Here is a 22027-nt window from a genome sequence, read left to right as displayed (position 1 = left end):
GAGCCGACATGTCCGAACCGCACACTCCGCAGGCCGGCGACGACGGGGCGAAGGACACGGACGTGGTGGCGCTGCTGATGCGCCAGCACGGTGACATCCGGAACCTCTTCGACGAGGTCGAGGCCGCGACCGGGGACGAGCGGCGCGACGCGTTCCGGCGGCTGGTGCGGCTGCTGGCCGTGCACGAGACCGCCGAGGAGGAGGTCGTCCACCCCTTCGCCCGGCGCGCCGTGCCCGGCGGCGAGGACGTCGTCCGGGACCGGCTCGCGGAGGAACGGGCCGCCAAGGAGGCGCTGGCCGCGCTGGACGAGATGGACACCGACGACCCGCAGTTCCTGCCCCGGCTGGCGCGGCTGCGCACGGACGTCCAGGAGCACGCGCGGGCCGAGGAACGCTACGAGTTCACGCACATCCGGCGCAGCACCGACGTCACCAACCTCGCGGCCATGGCCAAGGCCGTCAAGGCCGCCGAGGCCATGGCGCCCACGCATCCGCACCCGGGGGTCGAGTCCGGGGCGAAGAACCTGGCGCTCGGGCCGGTGGCCGCGCTGATGGACCGCACCAAGGACCTGGTGCGCAGGGCCATGGGCAAGGACGGCTGACGGCCGTCCCGCCCGGGTGCGCGAGCCGGGGCCGGTCCCGTCAGGGGCCGGCCCCGGCCGTCGTTACTGCGTCCGGGGCCCGCCGATCGGGTGAACCGTGGGACGCGGGAGGCATGAGGGGCCGGAATGTGCGGTGCCGGGGCCGTTTTCCGGGGCCGCGGCGGGCTTCGTTGAGTGGCAGGGTGCCGTCCGGCTCGCCAGACTGAAAACGGCGGTTCGTGATCGAAATGGATCCGGACGGCAAGGGCCATCCATACGTCCTCAGGAGATCGAATGGTGGAACAGTCCTCCGAGGTCCCCATATCCGGGGCGGACGAAACCGCCGTCACCATGAGCGACACCGGCCCGGACAGAGCGGAGACCGAGAGAAAACTCGCGGCGGCACTGGCCGAACTCGTGGAGGCCGACCACGTTCGGGCCGACAGCCACTTCTTCACCGATCTGGGCGCCAATTCCCTGGTCATGGCCCAGTTCTGCGCACGGCTGCGGAAAATACCGGACCTGCCCTCCCCCTCCATCCGGGACATCTACCGGCACCCCACGATCCGCGGCCTGGCCGAGGCCCTCGCGCCGGCCTCGCCCGACGGCAACGCCCCGGCGGCACCCGCGCCGGCGGCGGAAACGGCGCCGGAACCGGCCGCGGTGACCCCGGTGAACCCGCTTCATCACCGGTTGTGCGGGGCGTTCCAGCTGCTGGTCTTCCTGGTCTACTCGCTCGTTTACGGATACATAGCCGCCGGCGGATACGAGTGGATCTCCGAGGCTTCCGGACCGGGCGGCGTCTATCTGCGCGCGCTGGTGTTCGGAAGCATCGCGTTCGTCGCGCTGTGCGCCTTTCCGGTGCTCGCGAAATGGATTCTCATCGGCCGGTGGAAACCGGGCGAGTTTCCCGTCTGGGGACTGGCGTACGCGCGCTTCTGGTTCGTGAAAGTGCTGCTGCACGCGAATCCGATGGTGTTCCTCGTCGGCACCCCCTTGTATGTGCTGTATCTGCGGGCCCTCGGCGCGCGGATCGGAAAAGGCGTCACGATCCTCTCCCGCTCGGTCCCGGTCTGCACCGACCTGCTGACCATCGGCGCCGGGACGCTGATCCGCAAGGACTCCTTCTTCCTGGGCTACCGGGCGCACTCCGGCCGGATCCAGACCGGCCGGGTCACGATCGGCCGGGACGCGTTCGTCGGCGAGAAGACCGTCCTGGACATCGACACCTCGCTGGGCGACGGCGCCCAGCTGGGCCACTCCTCCGCGCTGCACCGCGGCCAGGCGGTCCCGGACGGCGAGCGCTGGCACGGCTCCCCCGCGGAGCCCACCGACGTGGACCACGTACGGGTCCCGCCCGCCCGGTGCGGCACCCTGCGCCGGGCCTGGTTCGGCACCGTGACGCTGCTGCAACTGCTGTTCGTCTACCTCCCGATCGCCCTCGGCGGCGTGTACATGGTGTTCACCGGGATACCGGCGATCGGCAAGCGGCTCGATCCGCAGACGGCCGTGCTGAGCCGGCCGGAGCTGATACCCGACGCGCTGGCCGTCTCCCTCGCCCTGTTCTCCGGCTTCGTCGGCCTGGGGCTGGTCGCCCTCTACATGGTGCCCCGGCTGCTGGGCCTGGTGGTCCGGCCCGAGCGGGTCTATCCGCTGTACGGAGTGCACTACACGCTGCACCGGCTGGCCGCCCGCATCACGAACGTCAAGTTCTTCGCCTGGCTGTTCGGCGACAGCTCGTACATCGTGTACTACCTCCGCGGACTCGGCTACGACCTGTCCCGCGTGGAGCAGACCGGGTCCAACTTCGGCACCGAGGTGCAGCACGAGACGCCGTCCCTGGTCACCGTGGGCACCGGGACGATGGTGGCCGACGGTCTGTCGGTGGTGAACGCCGAGTACTCGGGTACGTCCTTCCGGCTGTCGCGGGTGACGATCGGGCCGCGCAACTTCCTGGGCAACAACATCGCCTATCCGGCGGGCGGGCGGACCGGCGAGAACTGTCTGCTCGCGACGAAGGTGCTGGTGCCGCTGGACGGCGAGGTGCGCACGAACGTCGGGCTGCTCGGCTCGCCGCCGTTCGAGATTCCCCGCTCGGTGGACCGCGACGCCCGGTTCGACCATCTGCGCACGGGCGAGGAGCTGCGCCGCCACCTCTCCGCGAAGAACCGCTACAACCTGCTGTCGATGACGTTGATGCTGTTCGCGCGCTGGCTGCACGTCTTCCTGCTGACCCTGTTCGGCCTGCTCTCCGTCGAGCTGTACGGCGTGACCGGCCATGTGGTGATCGCCCTGTACCTGGCGCTGACCCTGCTGCTGTCCACCGCGTACTACGTCCTGGTGGAGCGCTGCATGACCAGGTTCCGCGCGCTGCGGCCCCAGCTGTGCTCCATCTACGACCGGAACTTCTGGCTGCACGAACGCCTGTGGAAGGTCCCGGTCGAGTACCTGAACATCTTCAACGGAACCCCCTACAAGAGCCTCGTGTGGCGGCTGCTGGGGGTGCGCATGGGCAAGCGGGTGTTCGACGACGGCTGCTTCATGACCGAGCGGACCCTCGCCGCCGTCGGCGACGAGTGCACCCTCAACGCCGGCAGCAAGATCCAGTGCCACTCGCAGGAGGACGGCACCTTCAAGTCCGACGGCATCACGCTCGGCGCCCGCTGCACGCTCGGTGTCGCCGCCCATGTGCACTACGGCGTGACCATGGGCGAGGGCTCGGTGCTGGCCCCCGACTCCTTCCTGATGAAGGGCGAGGAGGTCCCCCCGGGCGCCCACTGGGGCGGCAACCCGGCCGTGGACATGCCGGAGCCCGGCGGCGGGCCCCTCCCGCCGGACCTGGCCGAGAAGAAGACCGACGCCGCCGCTGCCGCCACCAGGTGAGGAAGGCCATCGATGGAAACGCGTGTGGAAGCCGACCGGGACCACTGGAGCCGTGTGCTGACCGCCGGCGGCGCGACCGCCGTGCCGCGCTGGGCCGTGGAGCCGGTGCCGGGCGTGCTGGAGCAGGAGACGGCGGTACCGGAGGAGGTGACGGCCGCGGTGCGCGCCCTGGTGCGGCGCTCCGGGCTCCCGCTGAGCGCGGTGCTGCTGGCGGCGCACGCCAAGGTGCTGGCCGCGCTGTCCGGCGAGCCGGAGGTGGTGACCGGGTACACCGGCGGGGTGCGCGGCGAGCCGCTGCCGTGCCGGCTGACCGTCCCGCCGGGGTCCTGGCGGGCGCTGGTGACGGCCGCCGAGCGGGCCGAGGCGGAGCTGCTGGCGCACCGCGAGTTCCCGGTGGCCGGGCTGCGCCGGGAGCTGGGCCTGACCGAGCCGCCGTACGAGGTGGTGTTCGGCCCCGAGGGCCCCGGGAGCCCCGAAGGCGCCGGGAGCGCGGAGAGCGACGGCGAGGGTGTGCTGCACGTCCGCTGGTACGACCGGGGCGGGCGGCTGGTGCTGCGCCTGCGGTACCGCACCGACGTGCTGGACGCCGGTGCCGCCGCCCGGATCGGCGGCTACCACCTGAAGGCCCTGGCTCTGCTGGCGGCCGCCCCGGACGCCGACCACGGGCAGCAGAGCCTGCTGTCCCCCGAGGAGGTGCGCGAGCAGCTCCAGGGGCTGGCGGGGCCGCACCGGGAGCTGCCGGACGCCCGCGCGCACGAGCTGTTCGAGCGGCGGGCGCGGGAGCACCCGGACCGGGTGGCCGCCGTGCACGGCGAGCGGGAGTGGACGTACGGGGAGCTGAACGCGCGGGCCAACCGGCTGGCGCACGCGCTGCTGGAGCGCGGGCTCGGCCCGGAGGACGTGGTCGCCGTCGTCACCGAGCGCGATCTGGACTGGCTGGCGGCGACGCTGGCGGTGTTCAAGGCGGGCGGCGTCTATCTGCCCGTCGAACCGCACTTCCCGGCCGGCCGGATCGCGGCCATGCTGACCCGGGCGGACTGCCGGCTGGTGCTCACCGAGTCCGGCGGCACCGACAACCTCGACGAGGCGCTGGCCGCCGTACCGGGCACCGAGAAGCTGCCGGTGGAGACGGCGTACGCGGAGCCGCACCCCGACACCGACCCCGGGCTGCCGATCGAGCCCGGCCGGCTGGCGTACATCTACTTCACCTCCGGCTCCACGGGGGAGCCGAAGGGGGCGATGTGCGAGCACGCGGGCCTGCTCAACCACCTGTACGCCAAGATCGACGACCTGGGGATCGGCGAGGGGTCGGTGGTGGCGCAGACGGCGCCGCAGTGCTTCGACATCTCGCTGTGGCAGCTGCTGTCCGCGCTGCTGACCGGCGGGCGGACGCTGCTGGTCGGCCAGGACGTGATCACGGACGTGGAGCGGTTCGTGGACACGCTGGTGCGCGGCCGGGTCGCCGTGGCCCAGCTCGTGCCCTCCTACCTGGAGGTCGTGGTCTCGTACCTGGAGCAGCGTCCGCGCGCGCTGCCGGACCTGCGGTGCGTGTCGGTGACCGGGGAGGCGCTGAAGCGGGAGCTGACCCAGCGCTGGTTCGCGCTCCAGCCGGGGATCCGGCTGCTCAACGCCTACGGGCTGACCGAGACCTCGGACGACACCAACCACGAGGTGCTGGACGGTGTGCCGGACCGGGTGCTGCTGGGCCGCGCGGTGCACAACGTCCGCGTCTATGTCGTGGACGAGCACCTGTCGCTGGTGCCGCTGGGCGCCCCGGGGCTGATCGCGTTCTCCGGCGTGTGCGTGGGCCGGGGGTACGTGAACGATCCCGAGCGGACCCGGGAGGCGTACCGGACGGACCCGTACCGGCCCGGTGAGCGGCTGTATCTGGGCGGTGACCTGGGCCGCTGGCACCCGGGCGGCAAGCTGGAGTTCCTCGGCCGCCGGGACAACCAGGTCAAGATCCGCGGCTTCCGCATCGAGATCGGCGAGATCGAGAACACCCTGCTGCGGGTGGCCGGGGTGCGCGACGGCGCGGTGGTCGTCGCCGAGCGGGGCGGCGGGAACAGGCATCTGATCGCCTTCCACACCGGCCGGCGGATCCCGCCGGAGACGCTGCGCGAGGAACTCGCGGCGGCGCTGCCCTCCTACATGGTGCCCTCGGCCTTCCACTGGCGGGAGAGCCTTCCGCTGACCGCCAACGGCAAGACCGACCGCAAGGCGCTGACCGCGCTGGCCGAGCGCACCGATCAGGCCGAGCAGGCCCTGGGGGCCGAGGGGGCCGCCCCGCCGGACCGCGCCGCCGGGGACGGCCGGGCGCTCGGCCCGACCGAGCGGCGGCTGGCGGCGGTCTGGGCGCAGTTGCTGGGCGTGCCCGAGGAACGCATCGGCCGCACGGCCCACTTCTTCGACTCCGGCGGCACCTCCCTGACGGCCGTCAAGCTCAGCGTCGCGCTGGACCGGGCGGTGTCGCTGAAGGACATCACCCGCCATCCGGTCCTCGCCGACCTGGCCGCCGTGCTCGACGGAGCCGGCCGGTCCCGCCCGGAGCTGCTGCAAGCGCTGTCGGAGCCGGACGGCACCCCGGAGTGCGCGCTGGTGTGCTTCCCGTACGCGGGCGGCAACGCGGTCAACTACCGTCCGATGGCGGCGGCGCTGGCCGGCAGCGGCCTTGCGGTGCTCGCCGTCGACCCGCCCGGGCACGATCTGGCGGGCCGACGGGAGCCGTTCGCACCGATCTCCGAGGTGGCCGAGCGGGTCGCCGCCGAGATCACGGCGCTCGGTCCGGCCCGGGTCATGCTGTGGGGGCACTCCTCGGGCGCCGCCCCGGCCCTGGAGACGGCCCGCAGGCTCCAGGAGCGGGGGGTGCCGGTGACCCGGGTGTTCCTCGGCGCGCAGCTGCTGGGCACCGCCGCCGGGCGCGCTGCCGCCGTCGACGGACTGACCCGCAGCAGTGACGCGGAGATCGCGGCGCGGCTGGCCGCGGACAGCGGCTACACCGAGCTCGCCGAGCTGAACGAGCGGCACGCCGAGCGCATCGGCGCCGCCTACCGGCACGACTGTGTGTCCGCGCACCGCTATCTGCTGGCGGCGCTCGCCTCCCCGCCGCCGGACAGGCTGGCCGCGCCGGTGACGGTGGTCGTGGCCGCCGACGACCCGCACACGGCCGGCTACGCCGAACACCACCGGGACTGGCGGCTGCTGGCCGACCACGTCGACCTGCACGAACTGCCCGACGGGGGCCACTACTTCCCGCGCACGCGCCCGGACGGGGCGGCGCGGGCCGTCCTGACCGCGGCCGTGCCGCTGGCCTCCACCTGAGGGCCCGTCCCCCATGCGACGGGCGACCGGAAAGGAAACCGAGATGCCGTCCTCATCCCTGGCAGCACCGCTCGACGTGGAGCTGCGGCCGGACCGACCAGCGATGCTGCGCGTCGCTCCGCCGGGCGACCCCGCCGACTGGGCGGCCGAGCACCGCGAGGCGCTGCGCGCGCAGGTCACCGAGCACGGCGCGCTGCTCGTGCGCGGCCTCGGCCTGGCGGACGCCGGGCAGGTCGGTGCCGTCCTGACCCGGCTGGCGGGCGAGCCGATGACGGAGGCGGAGGCGTTCGCGCCGCGCGAGTCCGCCGGCCCGGGGCTGTACACCTCCACGCCGTGGCCGGCCAACCAGCCGATGTGCATGCACCACGAGCTGAGCTACCGGCTGCGGGTGCCCGGCCTGATGCTGTTCGCGTGCCTGACCCCGCCCGAGTCGGGCGGGGCGACCGCGGTGGCCGACGCCGAGGAGGTCCTCAAGGCGCTGCCCGCCGGCCTGGCGCGACGGTTCGAGCAGGAGGGCTGGCTGCTGACCCGCAGCTACAACGACGAGATCGGGGCTTCCCTGGAGGAGTCCTTCGGCACCGCCGACCGCGCCGCGATCGAGGCCTACTGCCGGGCCAACGCCATCGACTTCACCTGGCTCGCCGACGGTTCGCTGCGCACCCGGCAGCGCCGCGCCGCCGTCGTCCGGCACCCGCTGACGGGCCGCCGCTGCTGGTTCAACCAGATCGCCTTCCTCAACGAGTGGACGCTCGCTCCGGAGGTCCGCGAGTACCTGGTGGACGAGTACGGCCCGGAGGGTCTGCCGTTCAACACCTGCTACGGCGACGGCGGCCCGATCGGCGCGGACGTCGTCGAGCGCCTGAACGCCACGTACGAGGAGCACACCCGGCGCGAGCCCTGGCAGGCCGGTGACCTGCTGCTGGTGGACAACATCCGGACCGCGCACAGCCGGGAGCCGTTCACCGGCGAGCGGCGGATCCTCGTCGGCATGGCCGAGCCCCGGCAGGTGGCCGACGGCTCCTTCACCCCGGAGGCGAGCGGACGATGACCGACGTACTGCCCCACACCGCCCGCGCGGCCGAGTCCGGTCCGCCGTCCGTGCCGACCTTCGCCGTGATCCCCGGCGAGCAGGTGAAGAAGGCCCTGGAAGGGTCCGAGAGACAGGTGGTGGAGCTGGTCGAGGCCACCTACCGGCTGCACGGCGCCGGGGAGTCGGTGAACCCGCCGTCGTACTTCCTGCGCTTCCCCGACCGTCCCAGCTCCCGGATCATCGCGCTGCCGGCGTCCATCGGCGGGTCCGTGCGCGTGGACGGACTGAAGTGGATCTCCAGCTTCCCGGAGAACGTGGACGCCGGGCTGCCCCGGGCGTCGGCCGTGCTCATCCTCAACGACCACGACACCGGCTACCCGTTCGCCTGCCTGGAGAGTTCCATCATCAGCGCGACCCGGACCGCCGCGTCCGCCGCGCTGGCCGCCGACTGGCTCAGCCGCGAGCGGCCCCGGCCGGCCCGGGTCGGTTTCTGCGGCACCGGCCTGATCGCCCGGTACATCCACACCTTCCTGGCCCGCACCGGCTGGTCCTTCGAGGCGATCGGCGTGCACGACGTGTCCGCCGCCAGCACCGAGGGCTTCTGCGGCTATCTGCGGCAGAGCGGGGCCACCGAGCCGGTCACCGTCCACGACAGCGCGGAGGGCCTGATCCGCTCCAGCGACCTGGTGGTGTTCGCCACCGTCGCCGGCCGGCCGCACGTCACGACCCCGGCCTGGTTCGACCACAACCCGCTGGTGCTGCACATCTCGCTGCGCGACCTCGCCCCCGAGGTCCTGCTCGCCTCGGCCAACTTCGTGGACGACGTGGAGCACTGCCTGAAGGCGGACACCTCCCCGCACCTGGTCGAGCAGCGCACCGGCAACCGCGACTTCCTCAACGGCACCCTCAACGACGTGCTGCTGGGGCGGGCCGCGCCGCCGCGCGACCAGCCGGTGATCTTCTCCCCCTTCGGCCTCGGCGTCCTCGACCTGGCCGTGGGCAAGTACGTCTACGACCAGGTCGCCCGGGCGGGCCGACTCCGCCTCGTCGACGACTTCTTCCACGACCTGCGCCGGTACGGCTGAGGCCGTTTCCCCCGGCCCTGGCAACAGGAGGCCCGCCGTGCCCGTGATCTCCGCTCCCCAAGCGTTCAACGAAGGGAGCCTCTTCGTCGATCTGGAGTCGATATTCGGATACCGCCTCTACCTCAAGTGCGAGGGCTTCAATTTCGCCGGCTCCATCAAGCTGAAAGCCGCGAACGAGATGGTGGAGAGCGCCGAGCGGGACGGGAGCCTGAAGCCGGACTCCGTCCTCGTCGAGTCCTCCTCCGGCAACCTGGGCGTCGCGCTCAGCATGATCGCCGCGAGCAAGGGTTACCGGTTCCTGTGTGTGACGGACCCCCGCTGCAACCTGTCGACCAAGCTGCTGATGGAGGCCCTCGGCAGTCAGGTGCACGTGGTGACCAACCTGGACGAGAACGGCGGTTTCCTGGGCACCCGGCTGGAGTACCTGCGTGCGCTGTGCGCGTCGGACGACCGGTACGTGTGGCTGAGCCAGTACACCAACCCCGGCAACTGGCGGGCGCACTACCGCACCACCGCGCCGGAGATCGCCGGTCACTTCCCGGGCCTGGACGTGCTGTTCGTCGGGACCGGCACCGCCGGGACCCTGATGGGCTGCGCGCGCTGGTTCCGCGAGTGGCACCGGCCGGTGCGGATCGTCGCCGTGGACAGCGCGGGCTCGGTGGCGTTCGGCGGCCCGCCCGGCCGCCGGATGATCCCCGGCCTGGGCATGAGCATGCGCCCGCCGCTGCTGGACGAGTCCTATGTCGACGAGGTGATCCGGGTGGAGGAGGCGGACACCATCCGCACCTGCCACCGGCTGGCCCGGCGGGGCTTCCTGTTCGGCGGCTCCACCGGGACGGTGGTCAGCGCGGCGACGGAGTGGCTGGCCCGGCAGGACGCCCGGGAGCTGACCGCGGTGGCCATCGCCCCCGACCTCGGCGAGCGCTACCTGGACACCGTGTACCAGACCAACTGGCTCCAGGACCTGTACGGCGAGCAGCTGCTGGACTCGGCCGGACCGCCGGCCCCGGCCTGGGAGGACGGCCCGGCACCCCGGGCACCGGGCCGTCGTCACAGACCCTAGGGACTCCGGCTTCGCTCAGGTCGTCTCGGCGAGCGCGCCGGTCCGGGCCCGCCACGGGATCCGGAACGCGGTCGCCGTGACGATCAGGGCCGAGGCCGCCACCGTGGCCATGCCCAGGGTGAGGTTGGCCGCGCTCGCCACGAAGCCGATCAGGGCCGGGCCGCCCAGCAGCCCGGTGGTGCCCATCGCGGCGACCAGGGCGAGGGCGTCCGATCCGTGTCCGGCCGCCGCCACGTACACGCACGGGGTGACGGCGGCTGCGCCGAGTCCGACGCAGGCGAAGCCGAGCAGCGTGGGGACCACTCCCCCGGCGAGCAGGGCGAGGGCCAGGCCGACGGCGGCCACCGCGCTGCCGGTGCGCACCACCGCTCCGTCGCCCCAGCGGGTGCGCCAGCGGTCCGCGCACACCCGGGCCAGCAGCATCATCACCGAGACGACCGCGATGCCGAGCGGGGCAACGCTCGCCGGCGCCCGGACGACGTCCTTCAGGTAGAGCGTCGACCAGTCGTTCATCGCGCCCTCGGTGATGGTGCCGAACGCCATGGCACAGCCCATGAGCAGGGTCGTGGCGGACGGCAGCCCGCGCCGGGCCCTGGGCTTCTCGCCGTCCCCGCCGGCCGGGACCGGCTCCTGGTGCGCGAGCAGGCCCGGCCGGGCGCCTCCGAGCAGGAGCAGCAACAGCGCACCGGCGACGGCGAAGTGGGCCGGTACGGACCCGGTCAGCGCGGTGACACCGGAGGCCAGCAGGGCGGCGGCGAGCAGCCCGGCGCTGAAGGTGGCGTGCAGCTGGGACATGGCGGTGCGGTCGTACGCCTTCTCCAGCGCGGCCCCTTGCGCGTTCATGGCCACGTTGAGACAGCCGACCGCGACCCCGTCGGCGGCCACGGCGAGCAGCGCCAGCGGGTAGTCCGGTACGACGGACAGGGCGGCCAGTACGGCGATCAGGGCGACGGCGGACACCAGGGACAGCAGCCGGGAGCCGAGCCGCCGCATCAGCACGGCGACCAGCGGGAAGGAGACCGCCGCGCCCGCCCCGCAGGCCATCAGCAGCAGCCCCACCTCGCCGGCGCCGAGGCCCAGCCGGGTCTTCAGCGCGGGCAGGCGGGCGATCCAGGTGCCGTACTGGAAGCCGAGGAAGCAGAACAGCGCGGCGATCGACCACTTGGCGCGCGCGAAGGACCCGGCGGGCATCACACCGCCTCCCGGAGCGGCCGGGCCGGTGCGGTCACCGGCGCCGACATGTAGACCGCGCCCCGGCCGTACTCCGGCGGGACCGGCGCCGACGGGTGGGCGCGGTAGCCGCGGGCGCGCCAGAACGCCTCCTTGTCGCCGACGGCGACCAGCGAGACGGTGGTGAAGCCGCGCGCCCGGGCCGTCTCGGTCAGGTGGCGCATCAGCCGGGTGCCGAGCCCCCGGCGGCGCAGCGGGGCGCTGACCACGATGTCGTGCAGGTGCAGGTTGGCGGTGTCGTGGACGGCCGGTTCCGGGCTGCCCAGCGCGGGGCAGCGGAACCGGGGGTAGGGCAGGGCGAGGACGTAGCCGGCGGGCCGGCCGTCGCGTTCCAGGACGAAGCAGGTGCCGGCCGAGGCACGGGCCCGGGAGCGCAGCGCCTCCTCACCCTCGGCGAGGGAGAGGTCCGCGTACGCCTCGCTCTCCAGGGCGGCCAGCCGGGGCCAGTCGGCCTCGGTGATGCCCCTTAGACGGTCGTTCATGTCAGTGGGAGTCCTTCCGGGCCGCGTACGCACACGCACGGCAGCGGGCGGATGCCGTTGAAGCCCTGGGTCGTGTAACTGGGGGCGTAGGCGCCGGCGGAGAGGATCCACACCGGGTCGCCGGAGGCGAGGGTCCGGGGGACGGACGCCGGGTGCCGGCCGCCGCCGTAGGCGTCGTCGCCGTCGCAGGTGGGGCCCGCGACGACGGCGGGCACGTGCTCGTCGGTCTCCCGGCCGGGGAAGACCAGCGGGTGGGTCACCTGGTCCATCTCGTACAGGCCGTTGAACTTGCCCGCGCTCAGGTACAGCCAGCGGGCGGGCCGGCCGTCCGGTCCGGTCCGCTCGGTCAGCCGCACCACGTGCGCCCGGACCGCGCCGTGGTCGGCGACGAGATGCCGGCCCGGTTCCAGGACGAACCGCAGCGGGGCGGCGGCCAGGCCGTCCAGGTGCTCCATGCCCTCGCGGAGCACGGTGAGGATCTTGTCCAGCGGCGGGTCGAGCGGGGTGCCGCGCCGGTCCAGGTAACCGAGCGCGGGCAGACCGCCGCCGAGGTTGACGTGGTCGGGTACGATCCCCCGTCCGGCCAGCGCGAGCAGCGTCCCGGCGAGGGTGTCCAGGGCCTGCTGCCATGCCTCGCCGGTCATCTGCTGGGAGCCGACGTGCACGGAGAGCCCGGCCGGGACGAGACCGGCCGCGCGGGCGGCGGCCATGATCCGTACGGCGTCCTCCGGGTCGCAGCCGAACTTGCGGTTCAGGCCCCACAGGGCGCCCTGACCGCTGGTGGCCAGCCGGCAGAACACACGGGCGCCGGGGGCGTTCTCGGCGATCGCGGTGACGTCTTCGAGGCTGTCGGTGGCGAAGGTGCGGACACCCAGGCGGTGGGCTTCGGCGATGTCGTGGTCGGACTTGATGGTGTTGCCGTAGTGGACGCGGTCGGGCTGCGCCCCGGCTCGCAGGGCTTGCCGGATCTCGGCGGGGCTCGCGGTGTCGAAACCGGCGCCGCGGTCCGCCAGGCAGCGGAGGACTTCGTCCACTGGGCAGGCCTTGAGGGCGAAGCGGATATCCGTGCCGGGCAACTCGCTCAGCAGGGTGTCGTATTGGTGCTCTATGCCGGTGAGGTTGTAGCGGATGTGATCGGTTGCGTGTGGCTGGCCCCGCGGGTCCGGAGCGCTCATGTGCGGGCCGCCTCTATCAGTGACGGCCATGCCTCGGTCAGGAAGGCGAAGTCCTCCATGTCCCTTGCCGCCTGGTCCAGCAACACGTCGCGCTCTTCGGCGAGCCGGTCGGCGAACTGCGCGTATCTGCCGCCCAGTTTGCGGTACGCCGTGTCGACTCGGTCCAGGCGCCAGATGTTCTCGGTACGGTCCAGGGTGGTGCTCTCGCGTACGAGCCGTGCCACCCGGTCGGGGCGGACCCGGTGGCCGGCGTCGAGCAGGCCGGCGGCGCCCTCCGCGGCCATGCGGTCGTAGACGTGGTGGAAGTGGAGCATCGACAGCAGGAACTTCACGAACCGCCGCTGGTAGGCGGGAAATCCGGTGTCGGTGCGGCGTTCGGGGGTGTGGAAGTTCTCGATGTGGCGGTTGTGCAGGATGCCGGGCAGGCCCGCGTCGTGGACGAAGTGGAGGAGGAAGTAGTCGCTGCCGATGGTGTCGGCGGCGGGCGGCAGCGGGACCCGCTCGTACACCGCCCGGTCGAAGGCGATGTTGCACATGTCGACGCGCATGGGGTCGACCACGGTGAGGGTCGAGCGGTCGCCGGTGAAGGGGTCGGTGCCGGCACCCGTGAAGGACTCCTCGACCAGCGCGCGGCGGCGGTCCTCGGGCCAGTCGCCGGGTGCCCAGAGGCCGACGACGTCGTGGTAGACGGCCTCGTCCAGGCGTCGTATCTCCGCGATGTCGACGGAGAGTTCGCCGATGAAGGAGGCGCCGGCCAGGGCGACCGGGCGGTGCGCCAGGGCCGGGTCGAGGTCGGTACGGGTGACCGTCGCCGTCGCCTCGGCGGCGGGGCGGCCGAGCCAGGGCAGTTCGTGGTGGACGGGGAACACCGGCCGGCCGGCGTGGACCTGGTAGGTGCTGTCGGAGTCCCTGCGGTGCACGGAGTGGCAGCCCAGGGAGGCGGCCAGCAGGAAGGCCCGGTTGGTGCAGGCGCCGTAGGAGACGGCGGGCGGGAGCATGAGGTCGAGCAGCCGGTCCGGCTCGGGCAGTGCGGACCGGGCGATCGTCCGGCGCAGCCAGGCGCGTTGGCGTTCCTCGTCCAGGTGGTGGACGGTCACGCCCGGCTGCGGGGGAAGGGCCGCGACGGTCTCCGCGTGGGCGGCCCGGGTGCGGGCGTCGGCGGAGTCCAGGATCAGCAGCTGGACGTCGGCGCCAAAGTTCCGTACCGCGTAGGCGGCTTCCGCGTGCAGGGCGGTGAGGGTGGCGGAGCAGGCGCGGTTGGTGGGCAGGGCGAGGCAGACGCGGTTCACCGGTCGCCTTCCCCGGTGGTCCAGGAGTCGAGCCCCAGCAGCTTGCGCCCCAGGTCGTTCAGTTCGGCGGGGCCGTAGCGGAGGGCCTCCGGGGTGCGGGCGTCGCCGAGCAGGGTGGCGTTCCAGTCCGGGGTCTCCAAGGTGCGCCAGGAATGCACGCGGGAGTCGCGCAGCGCGGTGTGCTCCTCCAGGGCGGGCATCATCGACAGGTACTGGACGGCCCGGACAGCGTTGTCAGAGAGGTTGGGCGCCACTCCGTGGGCGAGCATCCCGTTGAAGATCAGCAGGTCGCCGGGCTGGAGGTCCGGGCGGACCACCGGGAACTCGGCGCGGTCGATCGCGGGGCGGACCGGGTCGCGGCCGGGCGGCTGGGCGAGCCGCCACTCCTCGAAGCGGCGGAAGAGCTCCGGCGCGCACTGGAAACCGCCGAGTTCGGGCCGGGTGTCAGTGAGCGCGATGATGCCCTGGACGCGCTGCGGCAGCACGGCGCGGGTGGAGTCGACGTCCCAGTGCAGCTCGATGTCGAAGCCCTCGTCGGTGGGTTCGATCAGGGAGCGGGAACGGGTGCGGATGTTGGGCGGGTTGAGGTTGAGCCGGTCCAGGGTGACCCACAGCTCGGGGCTGTCCCAGACGTCCACGAAGGCGTCGTAGACCCGCCGGTTCTGCCGGCTGTCCCAGATCAGCTGGTGGTGGTAGGCCTCGACGAAGCCGTAGATGTACAGGTGGCGGTCGAGTTCGGAGCGGAACTCGGGCTCCTCGTACCAGGTGTCGGGGCGGTCGGGGTCGAGTCCCTGGAACTCCCAGGCGAAGTCGAGCAGGGCCTTGGCCTCGCCGGGGGTGATGGCCTCGCGGACGACGACGTAGCCGTAGGTCTGCCAGAACGCGAAGTCTTCTTCGGACAGTACGCGCAGCGGCTCGGTCTTCTCCAGGTCGCGCAGCGGGGTCGGGGCGAGGTAGGTCTCGCCGTCGGCGCTGAAGTAGGGGCGGCCGGTGGCCGCTCGGTGGAGGTAGGGGGTGGGCTCGTGCATGTGTTCACACTCCGGGGTGATCGGGACGACAACACCTGCGGGTCGGACGTGAGACATGTGCCGGTGGCATACGTCAGGGCGTGAAAAGGCCACCGGTTCACGGGAAAGCACGGAGAGGGTGGCCGCCCGCCGGGGAGGGCGGGCGGCCGGGGGTGAGAAGGTCAGCCGGCCAGGACGGCCTCGGCGGCGGCCACTCCGCAGACGCGGGCGGCGCCGTAGGTGGCGAGGTGCAGGGCACCGCGCGGAGGGGCCTGCGGCAGGCCCATCTCGACCACGACGGTGTCGGGCCGGGCGGCGAGCAGGGTGTCGAGCGCGGCGCGCATCCAGGGGTGCCGGTGTTCGTCGCGGACGACGGCGACGATCCGGCGTCCGCCGGCCGCGGCGAGGGCGGCGGCTCCGGCGTCGTCGCCGGTGAAGGTCCCGGAGTCGCTGCCGGGCAGCAGCCGCTCCAGTTCGGCGGCGACGCCCCAGGGGGTCTCGTGGCCGACGGCGATGTTCGGTGCCGGGTTGAACCGGGCGATGTACACCGGCCCGGTGACCGGTGCGGCGGCGCCGGTGCGGGTCACGGTCAGCGCGCGGCGGGCCGCGACCAGGCCGATCTCCGGGTCGGGCGTGGTCCGCGCGGCGTCCTCGCGGTGCGCGGCGGTCCAGGCGGCCAGGTCGCGCACCCGGGCGGCGGCGTCGGCGAGCCGTTCCTCGGGCAGTTCGCCGGAGCGCACGGCCGCGACGAGCGCGTCCCGCATGCCGAGCACGGTGCCCTCGTCGCACAGTCCGCCGCCCACGCAGATGGCGTCGGCGCCGGCCGCGATGGCGAGGACCACGCCCTGGTTGAGGCCGTAGGTGGCGGAGATGGCCCGCATCTCGATGCCGTCGGTGACGATCAGGCCCTGGTAGCCGAGTTCGCCGCGCAGCAGGTCGGTGAGGATGCGCGGGGACAGGGTGCCGGGGCGGTCCGGGTCGAGGGCCGGCACCAGGATGTGGGCGCTCATGATGGCCCGGGTGCCGGCGGCGATGGCCGCGCGGAACGGGGGCAGTTCGCGCTCGTAGAGGGTGTCGGCGTCGACGTCGATGCGGGGTACGGCGTGGTGGGAGTCGACGTTGGTGTCGCCGTGGCCGGGGAAGTGCTTGGTGCAGGCGGCGACGCCGGAGGACTGAAGGCCCTCGACCCAGGCGGCGGTGTGCCGGGCGACCAGGTCGGGGCTCGTGCCGAAGGAGCGGACGCCGATGACCGGGTTGTCGGGGTTGGCGTTGACGTCGGCGGAGGGCGCCCAGTCGAAGGTGACGCCGCAGGCGGCCAGGCGGCGGCCCAGCTCGCGGGCGACGGACCGGGTCAGGCCGGGGTCGTCCACGGCGCCGAGGGCGTGGTTGCCGGGGAAGGCGGAGCCGGTGCGCACGTCGAGGCGGGTGACGTCGCCGCTCTCCTCGTCGATGGCGACGAGCAGGTCGTCCCGTCCGGCGCGCAGTTGCGCGGTGAGCGCGGTGACCTGCTCCTCGCTGACGACGTTGCGGCCGAACAGGGCGACGGAGGCCAGGCCCTCGTCGATGCGGCGGCGCACCCAGTCGGGGGCGGTGGTGCCGTCGAAGCCGGGCTGGAGCACCGCGAGGGCGTTGCGGGTGAGGGTGTCGGTGCCGGGGGCGATGATGGTCATCGGGGCGTCATCCCTTCACGGCGCCGTCGGTCAGACCGCTGACAGCCTTGCGTTGCAGGAAGATGAAGAGGATCAGGATGGGCAGCGCGAAGAGCGACGAGGCGGCCATGGTGGCGCCCCAGTCGTCGCCGAAGGCGGTCTGGAACTGCGACAGCCACAGCGGCAGGGTCTGCTTCTCGGCGGACTTGTTGAGGATCAGGACGAGCGGGAACTCGTTCCAGGCGGTGATGAAGCCGAACAGCGAGGTCGCCATCAGACCGGGCGCGAGCAGCGGGAAGATCACCTTGATGAAGGCCTGCGGGCGGGTGCACCCGTCGACCATCGCCGACTCCTCCAGTTCCTTGGGCACGGCGGCGATGTAGCCGCGCAGCGTCAGGATGGTCAGCGGCAGCACCATCATGGTGTAGAAGGCGGTGAGCGGGACCAGGCTGTCCAGCATGTCGTTGTCCCGGACGATCATGTACATGGCGATGATGAGGACTTCCCAGGGAGCCATCTGCGCCAGCATGAACGTCACGATGAGACCGCGCCGGCCCTTGAACCGCATCCGCGTCAGGGCGAAGGCCGCGAGCAGGGCGATGACGAGCGAGAACGCGACCGACAGCAGCGTGACGGTGACCGAGTTGAGGACCAGGGTCCAGAAGTTGTCGGCGTCGACGGCCGTCTTGAAATGCTCCAGGGTGGCGTCGGTCGGGAACCACACCGGGTCGTCGGCGATGATGTCACCGGTCGGCTTGAACGCCGTGGCGAACATCCAGTACACGGGGAACGCGAAGCCGACGAAGAGGACGACGGCGGTCGCGTTGGGCCAGATACGGCCGAAGAGCGAGCGCTTCACAGCTCGTCCTCCTCTTGCTTGAGCACCATGCGCAGGTAGTACGAGGTGATGACGAGCAGGACCGCGATGGTCAGGAAGGAGATCGCCGCGCCGAGCCCGAAGTGCTGGTTGCCGACACCCTCGACGAAGGCGTAGATCGGCAGGGTCTCGGTGAGGTGGTCCGGGCCGCCCTCGTTCATCGCGAAGATCTGCGGGAACGCCTTGAAGATCCAGATGACTTCGAGGAACGTCGTGGCGTACAGGAACGGCCGCAGGAAGGGCAGGGTCACGGAGGTGAAGCCCTTCCAGGTGCCGGCGCCGTCCAGGGCGGCGGCCTCGTACAGTTCCCGGGGGATCGTGGTGGTGGCGGCGTAGAGGTTGATCGCCACGAAGGGGACCGACTGCCACACCAGCAGCAGGGTGACCACGGCGAAGGTGGAGAACTGGGTCTCCAGCCAGTTGTGGTCGGCCATGGAGTGCCAGCCGAGCTTGTCCAGCACCCAGTTGACGACGCCGAAGCGCTGGGCGAACAGCCACTTGTAGACGGTGGTGGCCGCGATGACCGGCATGGCCCAGGCGAGCACCAGGCCGAACAGGAGCAACAGCCGCATCCGCTTGCCGAGCCGGGCCAGCAGCAGCCCGATCAGCGTGCCGATCACCATGATCAGCGTGACGTTGACGGCGGTGAAGACCACGGAGCGCTCGACGACCCGCCAGAACTCCCCGGCGGTCAGCACCTCCTGGTAGTTGTCGACGCCGTTCCACTCGGTGAGGTGCTGGATGAGCTGGCGCGGATTGAGGTTCTGGAACGACAGCATGCCGTTCTTGACGAGCGGCCAGCCGAGCAGCACCAGGGTGGCCGCCAGCGCGGGCAGCAGGAGCAGGTAGGGGGCGGCGGCGCGGCGCCGGGACGAGGCCCCGGAGGTGCGGTCGTCACCTCGCGGCGAGGCCGGCACCCGGGCCTTGCGGACAGCGGGCTCCCCGGCCGTGTCCGTGCCTTCGGTCTGCACTGACATGAGTTGCCATCTCTTCCGTGGCCGTACGAAACACCGTGGCCGTACCCGTGGCACGGCCAAGGCGTGGGCCGGGGGTGCCGTCTGGTGGCACCCCCGGCGCGGTGATCAGTTCTGCTGGGCCAGGCGCTTGTTGATCTCGTCCTCGACCTGCTTGGCGGCCTCCGCCGGGGACTTACCGTTCAGCACGGACGTCATGTAGGACTTGATCGGGTTCGGGTTGTTCTCCACCGCGCCCCACTCGGGGATCAGCGGGGTGGTGCCGCCGACCGCCGCGCCCGGGGCGATGGCCTCCGCGACCAGGTTGCCCTTGAGGTTGGACTCCAGCGCCTTCTTGTTCGGGATGACGCCGTTGAGCTTGGCCAGCTGGCCCTCGTACTGGTCGGACAGGGCGATCCGCAGGAACTCCTTGGCCAGCTCCTGCTTCTTGCTGCCCGCGGCGACGGCGAGGTTGGAGCCGCCGAGGAAGACGCTCTCGGGCTTGTCCGCGGTCTCGCCGGGGATGGGGAAGTAGCCGAGGTCCTTCTCGATGGCCTTGTTGGCGTTGACCGCGGTGGCGGCCTCCCAGCCCATGCCGATGAACGCGCCGGTCTTGCCCTTGGCGAACACCTCGGCCTGCTGCGGGGTGGCCTCGTCCTTGTCCTTGGGGGCCTTGGAGTAGGAGGCGTACTTCTTGTAGATCTCCATGGCCTTGGCGACCTTGGGGTCGTCCAGGTTGGAGACGTACTTGTCGCCCTGCTTCTTCACCAGGTCGGCGCCCTGGCCGATGGTCAGGCCGTCGAAGAAGTACCAGTTCTGGCCGGGCAGGTAGATCGGCTCGGCGTCGGTCTTCTTGTCGATGGTCTCCAGGTCCTTGAAGAACTCGTCCCGCGTCTTGGGGACGTCCTTGATGCCGGCCTGGGCCCAGATCTTCTTGTTGTAGATGACCACGCGGCTGGTGAAGTACCAGGGCGCGGCGTACTGCTTGCCGTCGTAGACGGAGGACTGCGAGACCGACGGCGTCCAGTCGGCGCCGATCTCCTTCTTGATGTCCTCCAGTTCGGCGAGGCCGCCGGTGGCCGCGTACGCCGGGGTCTGGGTGTTGCCGACCTCGATGACGTCCGGCGGGGTGGACTCGGAGAGGGCGGTGGTGATCTTCTGCTGGATCCCGTCCCACTTCTGGGTCTCGAACTTCACCTTGGCGCCGGTCTTCTTCTCGAAGGCGGCCGAGACGTCCTTGACCCACTGGTCCGGGGTGGAGCCGTCCATCGCCCAGACGGTGAGCGTCTGGCCCGCGTTGCCCTCGTCGCCGTCGTCCCCGCCGCACGCCGACACGGAGACCATCATGCCCGCGATCACGATCGCGGCCGCAAGCTTGCGCTTCACGCCACCCTCCTCAGGGATGCCACTAACCCCCCACGCCCTCGGCGGTGACCTGCGGTACGACGCTGTTGCACGTAGGGCTCGGGACCTGGCCACTAATGGTGTAGACCAGTACGGTGGAGCTTGGCCTAGACCTTTTGGAGTGTCAAGGGTGGTTCTGCAAGCCGGTCCCGGCCGTTACGAGAAAGTCACCGGAGCGCGTCCCTCCGCGTTCCGTCCCTTTCGCCCGGAGCGTTCAGTTGGACTAGACCATACGGGAGTTGGTCGCTATAACGGGAGCCCATCGACACAGCCGGGAAGGCAGGCATGACCACCGACGTCAGCAGCGCCCATCCGCACCCGGGGGCGCCCGGCCGCACCGCGCGCGTGCCGAAGTACTACCGGATCAAGCAGCAGCTCCTGACGATGGCCGAAGCGCTGCAACCCGGCTCCGCCATGCCCGCCGAGCGGCTGCTCGCGGTCCGGTTCGACACCTCCCGGACCACCGTGCGGCAGGCCCTTCAGGAGCTCGTCGGCGAGGGCCGGCTGAACCGGATCCAGGGCAAGGGCACCTTCGTGGCCCAGCCCAAGCTGTACCGCACCCTCCAGCTCACCTCGCACACCGAGGACATGCGGGCCCAGGGCCTCACCCCGGCCTCGCAGATGCTGGACATCGGGGAGGTGCCGGCCGACGAGCGGCTGGCGGGCCTGCTCGGCATCGGGATCGGCGAACGGGTGCTGCGCATCGAGCGGCTGCGGCTGGCCAGCGGCGACCCGATGGCGATCGAGACGACCCACCTGTCCGTACGGCGCTTCCCCGGCCTGCGCCACTCGCTGGCCACCTACCCGTCGCTGTACACGGCGCTCGCCGAGGTCTACGGCGTCCATCTGGCCGAGGCGGACGAGACCATCGAGACCGCGCTGTCCACCCCGCGCGAGGCGCAGTTGCTGGCCACCGACGTGGGGCTGCCGATGCTGCTGCTGTCCCGGCACTCGCGGGACGCGCAGGGTACCCCGGTGGAGTGGGTGCGCTCGGTCTACCGCGGCTCCCGCTACAAGTTCGTCGCCGCCCTGCGCCGGCCGGGCGGCACGGTGGTCCGACGCACGACGGCCCCGCCGGCCCTGGACGGCCCGGGAACCGGCGGGGAGCGGGCGACGGCCCTGGACGGACTGTGAACGGACGGGGACGGGCGACGGTTGTGAACCGACAGGGCGCGGGCCACGGCTGTGAACCGACGGCGAGCGGACGACGGCCGTGAACCCACAGGGAACAGGCCACGACTGTGAACCCACAGGAAGCGGACGACGGCCGTGAACCGACGGCGAGCGGACGACGGCCCGGACGAATGTCAACCGGCGGCGAGCCGGTGACAGCCCGGTCGGACCGCCGACCCTCAGGAAGCCGACGACAGCCCGGTCGGAACATCAACCCCCGCTGAGCCGGACACCGCCGCCCGGACGGACGTCATCCCGCGGGGGCTCCGCCCACAACCGCCCGGACGGACGTCATCCCGCAGGGGCTCCGACCACAACCGCCCGGACGGACCCCGAACCGGCGGAGGGGGCCTCAGCCCTGGACGAGGGTGATGTCCCGGTCCGTCTGCGCGTGGAAGACCGGCAGCGGGACGATGCCCGAGGGGCGCAGTTCCACGACGGTGGCCTGCACCCGCGCCGCCCCCGGCCGCAGCGTCTGCCCGTAGGGCTTGCCGGAGTTCTGCCAGCGGTGCTCGACACCGTCGCAGCGGGCGGAGCTGCCGCCGATGCCCTGCTGGCGGACGGTGCCCTGGCTGACCGAGGAACCGATGAACGCCGGCCCGGTGGCGCCGGTGCAGCGGTAGGTGCCGGAGAGCGTGACCGTGCCGTCGGCCGCGATCCGGCCGGTCGGGTCGACGGTGATGTACTCGCCGGGCGCGGCGGCGGCCGAAGCGGCGGTCGCGCCGAGCAGGGCCGCGGTGCCGAGGGCGGCGGCGAGGAGGGAACGGCGGACGGGCATGGAGTACCTCCCGGTGTGCAGGGGTTCGAGGTCTCCACTGGTACCGG

General features: G+C 72.1%; 17 protein-coding genes. 7 read left to right on the top strand and 10 right to left on the bottom strand.

Annotated features, from left to right (window positions below; translation table 11 throughout):
• Positions 1–8 precede the first annotated feature (8 nt).
• The 6 genes from IE251_RS28230 to sbnA all read left to right on the top strand — a co-directional run bounded on the left by IE251_RS28230 (position 9) and on the right by sbnA (position 9963).
• A complete protein-coding gene (locus IE251_RS28230; protein WP_189755817.1) occupies positions 9–602 on the top strand; it encodes a hemerythrin domain-containing protein in 594 nt (197 codons plus the stop codon).
• Positions 603–875: 273 nt separating this feature from the next.
• The gene (locus IE251_RS28225; protein WP_189755816.1) at positions 876–3464 is read left to right on the top strand and encodes a Pls/PosA family non-ribosomal peptide synthetase; all 2589 of its coding nucleotides are present in this window, start codon (positions 876–878) and stop codon (positions 3462–3464) included.
• A 12-nt stretch (positions 3465–3476) separates the two neighbouring features.
• Positions 3477–6785 carry a non-ribosomal peptide synthetase gene (locus IE251_RS28220; protein WP_189755815.1) on the top strand — a complete coding sequence of 1103 codons (3309 nt, stop codon included), beginning with the start codon at positions 3477–3479 and terminating at the stop codon, positions 6783–6785.
• 43 nt (positions 6786–6828) lie between these two features.
• Complete coding sequence (locus tag IE251_RS28215; protein ID WP_189755814.1) at positions 6829–7833, top strand: TauD/TfdA family dioxygenase; 1005 nt, start codon at positions 6829–6831, stop codon at positions 7831–7833.
• Positions 7830–8900 (top strand): 2,3-diaminopropionate biosynthesis protein SbnB, encoded by a 1071-nt coding sequence (gene sbnB, locus IE251_RS28210; protein ID WP_189755813.1) that lies wholly within the window; start codon positions 7830–7832, stop codon positions 8898–8900. The genes IE251_RS28215 and sbnB overlap by 4 nt, the downstream gene beginning before the upstream one ends.
• 37 nt (positions 8901–8937) lie before the next feature.
• Positions 8938–9963: a 2,3-diaminopropionate biosynthesis protein SbnA gene (gene sbnA / locus IE251_RS28205; RefSeq protein WP_189755812.1), complete on the top strand. Its 1026-nt coding sequence runs from the start codon at positions 8938–8940 to the stop codon at positions 9961–9963.
• Between the two features lie 15 nt (positions 9964–9978).
• On the opposite strand, the gene IE251_RS28200 is transcribed toward sbnA, so the two are convergent.
• From IE251_RS28200 to IE251_RS28160, 9 genes are all read right to left on the bottom strand, one after another.
• A complete protein-coding gene (locus tag IE251_RS28200; protein ID WP_189755811.1) occupies positions 9979–11154 on the bottom strand; it encodes an MFS transporter in 1176 nt (391 codons plus the stop codon).
• On the bottom strand, positions 11154–11675 hold the full coding sequence (locus IE251_RS28195; RefSeq protein ID WP_189755810.1) for a GNAT family N-acetyltransferase: 522 nt from the start codon (positions 11673–11675) through the stop codon (positions 11154–11156). The genes IE251_RS28200 and IE251_RS28195 overlap by 1 nt, the downstream gene beginning before the upstream one ends.
• On the bottom strand, positions 11672–12850 hold the full coding sequence (locus tag IE251_RS28190) for a type III PLP-dependent enzyme (RefSeq protein ID WP_189755809.1): 1179 nt from the start codon (positions 12848–12850) through the stop codon (positions 11672–11674). The genes IE251_RS28195 and IE251_RS28190 overlap by 4 nt, the downstream gene beginning before the upstream one ends.
• Positions 12847–14139: a DUF6271 family protein gene (locus IE251_RS28185; protein WP_189755808.1), complete on the bottom strand. Its 1293-nt coding sequence runs from the start codon at positions 14137–14139 to the stop codon at positions 12847–12849. The genes IE251_RS28190 and IE251_RS28185 overlap by 4 nt, the downstream gene beginning before the upstream one ends.
• Positions 14136–15167, bottom strand: a complete 1032-nt coding sequence (locus tag IE251_RS28180) for a phytanoyl-CoA dioxygenase family protein (RefSeq protein ID WP_189755807.1) — start codon at positions 15165–15167, stop codon at positions 14136–14138. The genes IE251_RS28185 and IE251_RS28180 overlap by 4 nt, the downstream gene beginning before the upstream one ends.
• Positions 15168–15328: 161 nt before the next feature.
• Positions 15329–16816, bottom strand: coding sequence for a glycoside hydrolase family 3 protein (locus IE251_RS28175; RefSeq protein ID WP_189755806.1), 1488 nt, complete (start codon positions 16814–16816; stop codon positions 15329–15331).
• A gap of 7 nt (positions 16817–16823) precedes the next feature.
• Positions 16824–17654, bottom strand: coding sequence for a carbohydrate ABC transporter permease (locus IE251_RS28170; RefSeq protein WP_189755805.1), 831 nt, complete (start codon positions 17652–17654; stop codon positions 16824–16826).
• Entirely contained in the window at positions 17651–18649 is a 999-nt protein-coding gene (locus tag IE251_RS28165; protein WP_189755804.1) for a carbohydrate ABC transporter permease, read from the bottom strand. Before IE251_RS28165 ends, IE251_RS28170 begins: the two co-directional genes overlap by 4 nt.
• Positions 18650–18754: 105 nt before the next feature.
• The gene (locus IE251_RS28160) at positions 18755–20011 is read right to left on the bottom strand and encodes an extracellular solute-binding protein (protein ID WP_189755803.1); all 1257 of its coding nucleotides are present in this window, start codon (positions 20009–20011) and stop codon (positions 18755–18757) included.
• 303 nt (positions 20012–20314) lie between these two features.
• Here IE251_RS28160 and IE251_RS28155 point away from each other — a divergent pair, with 303 nt between their 5' ends.
• Entirely contained in the window at positions 20315–21163 is an 849-nt protein-coding gene (locus tag IE251_RS28155; RefSeq protein WP_189755802.1) for a GntR family transcriptional regulator, read from the top strand.
• A gap of 391 nt (positions 21164–21554) precedes the next feature.
• Here the strand turns inward: IE251_RS28155 and IE251_RS28150 are convergent, their stop codons facing one another.
• The gene (locus IE251_RS28150; protein WP_189755801.1) at positions 21555–21980 is read right to left on the bottom strand and encodes a DUF6299 family protein; all 426 of its coding nucleotides are present in this window, start codon (positions 21978–21980) and stop codon (positions 21555–21557) included.
• Positions 21981–22027: the final 47 nt, after the last annotated feature.

The organism is Streptomyces eurythermus, from assembly GCF_014649115.1.
Taxonomy (GTDB): Bacteria; Actinomycetota; Actinomycetes; order Streptomycetales; family Streptomycetaceae; genus Streptomyces; species Streptomyces eurythermus.
The sequence above is the reverse complement of the archived record's forward strand: the minus strand, read 5'-3'. Positions and strand labels throughout refer to the sequence as shown.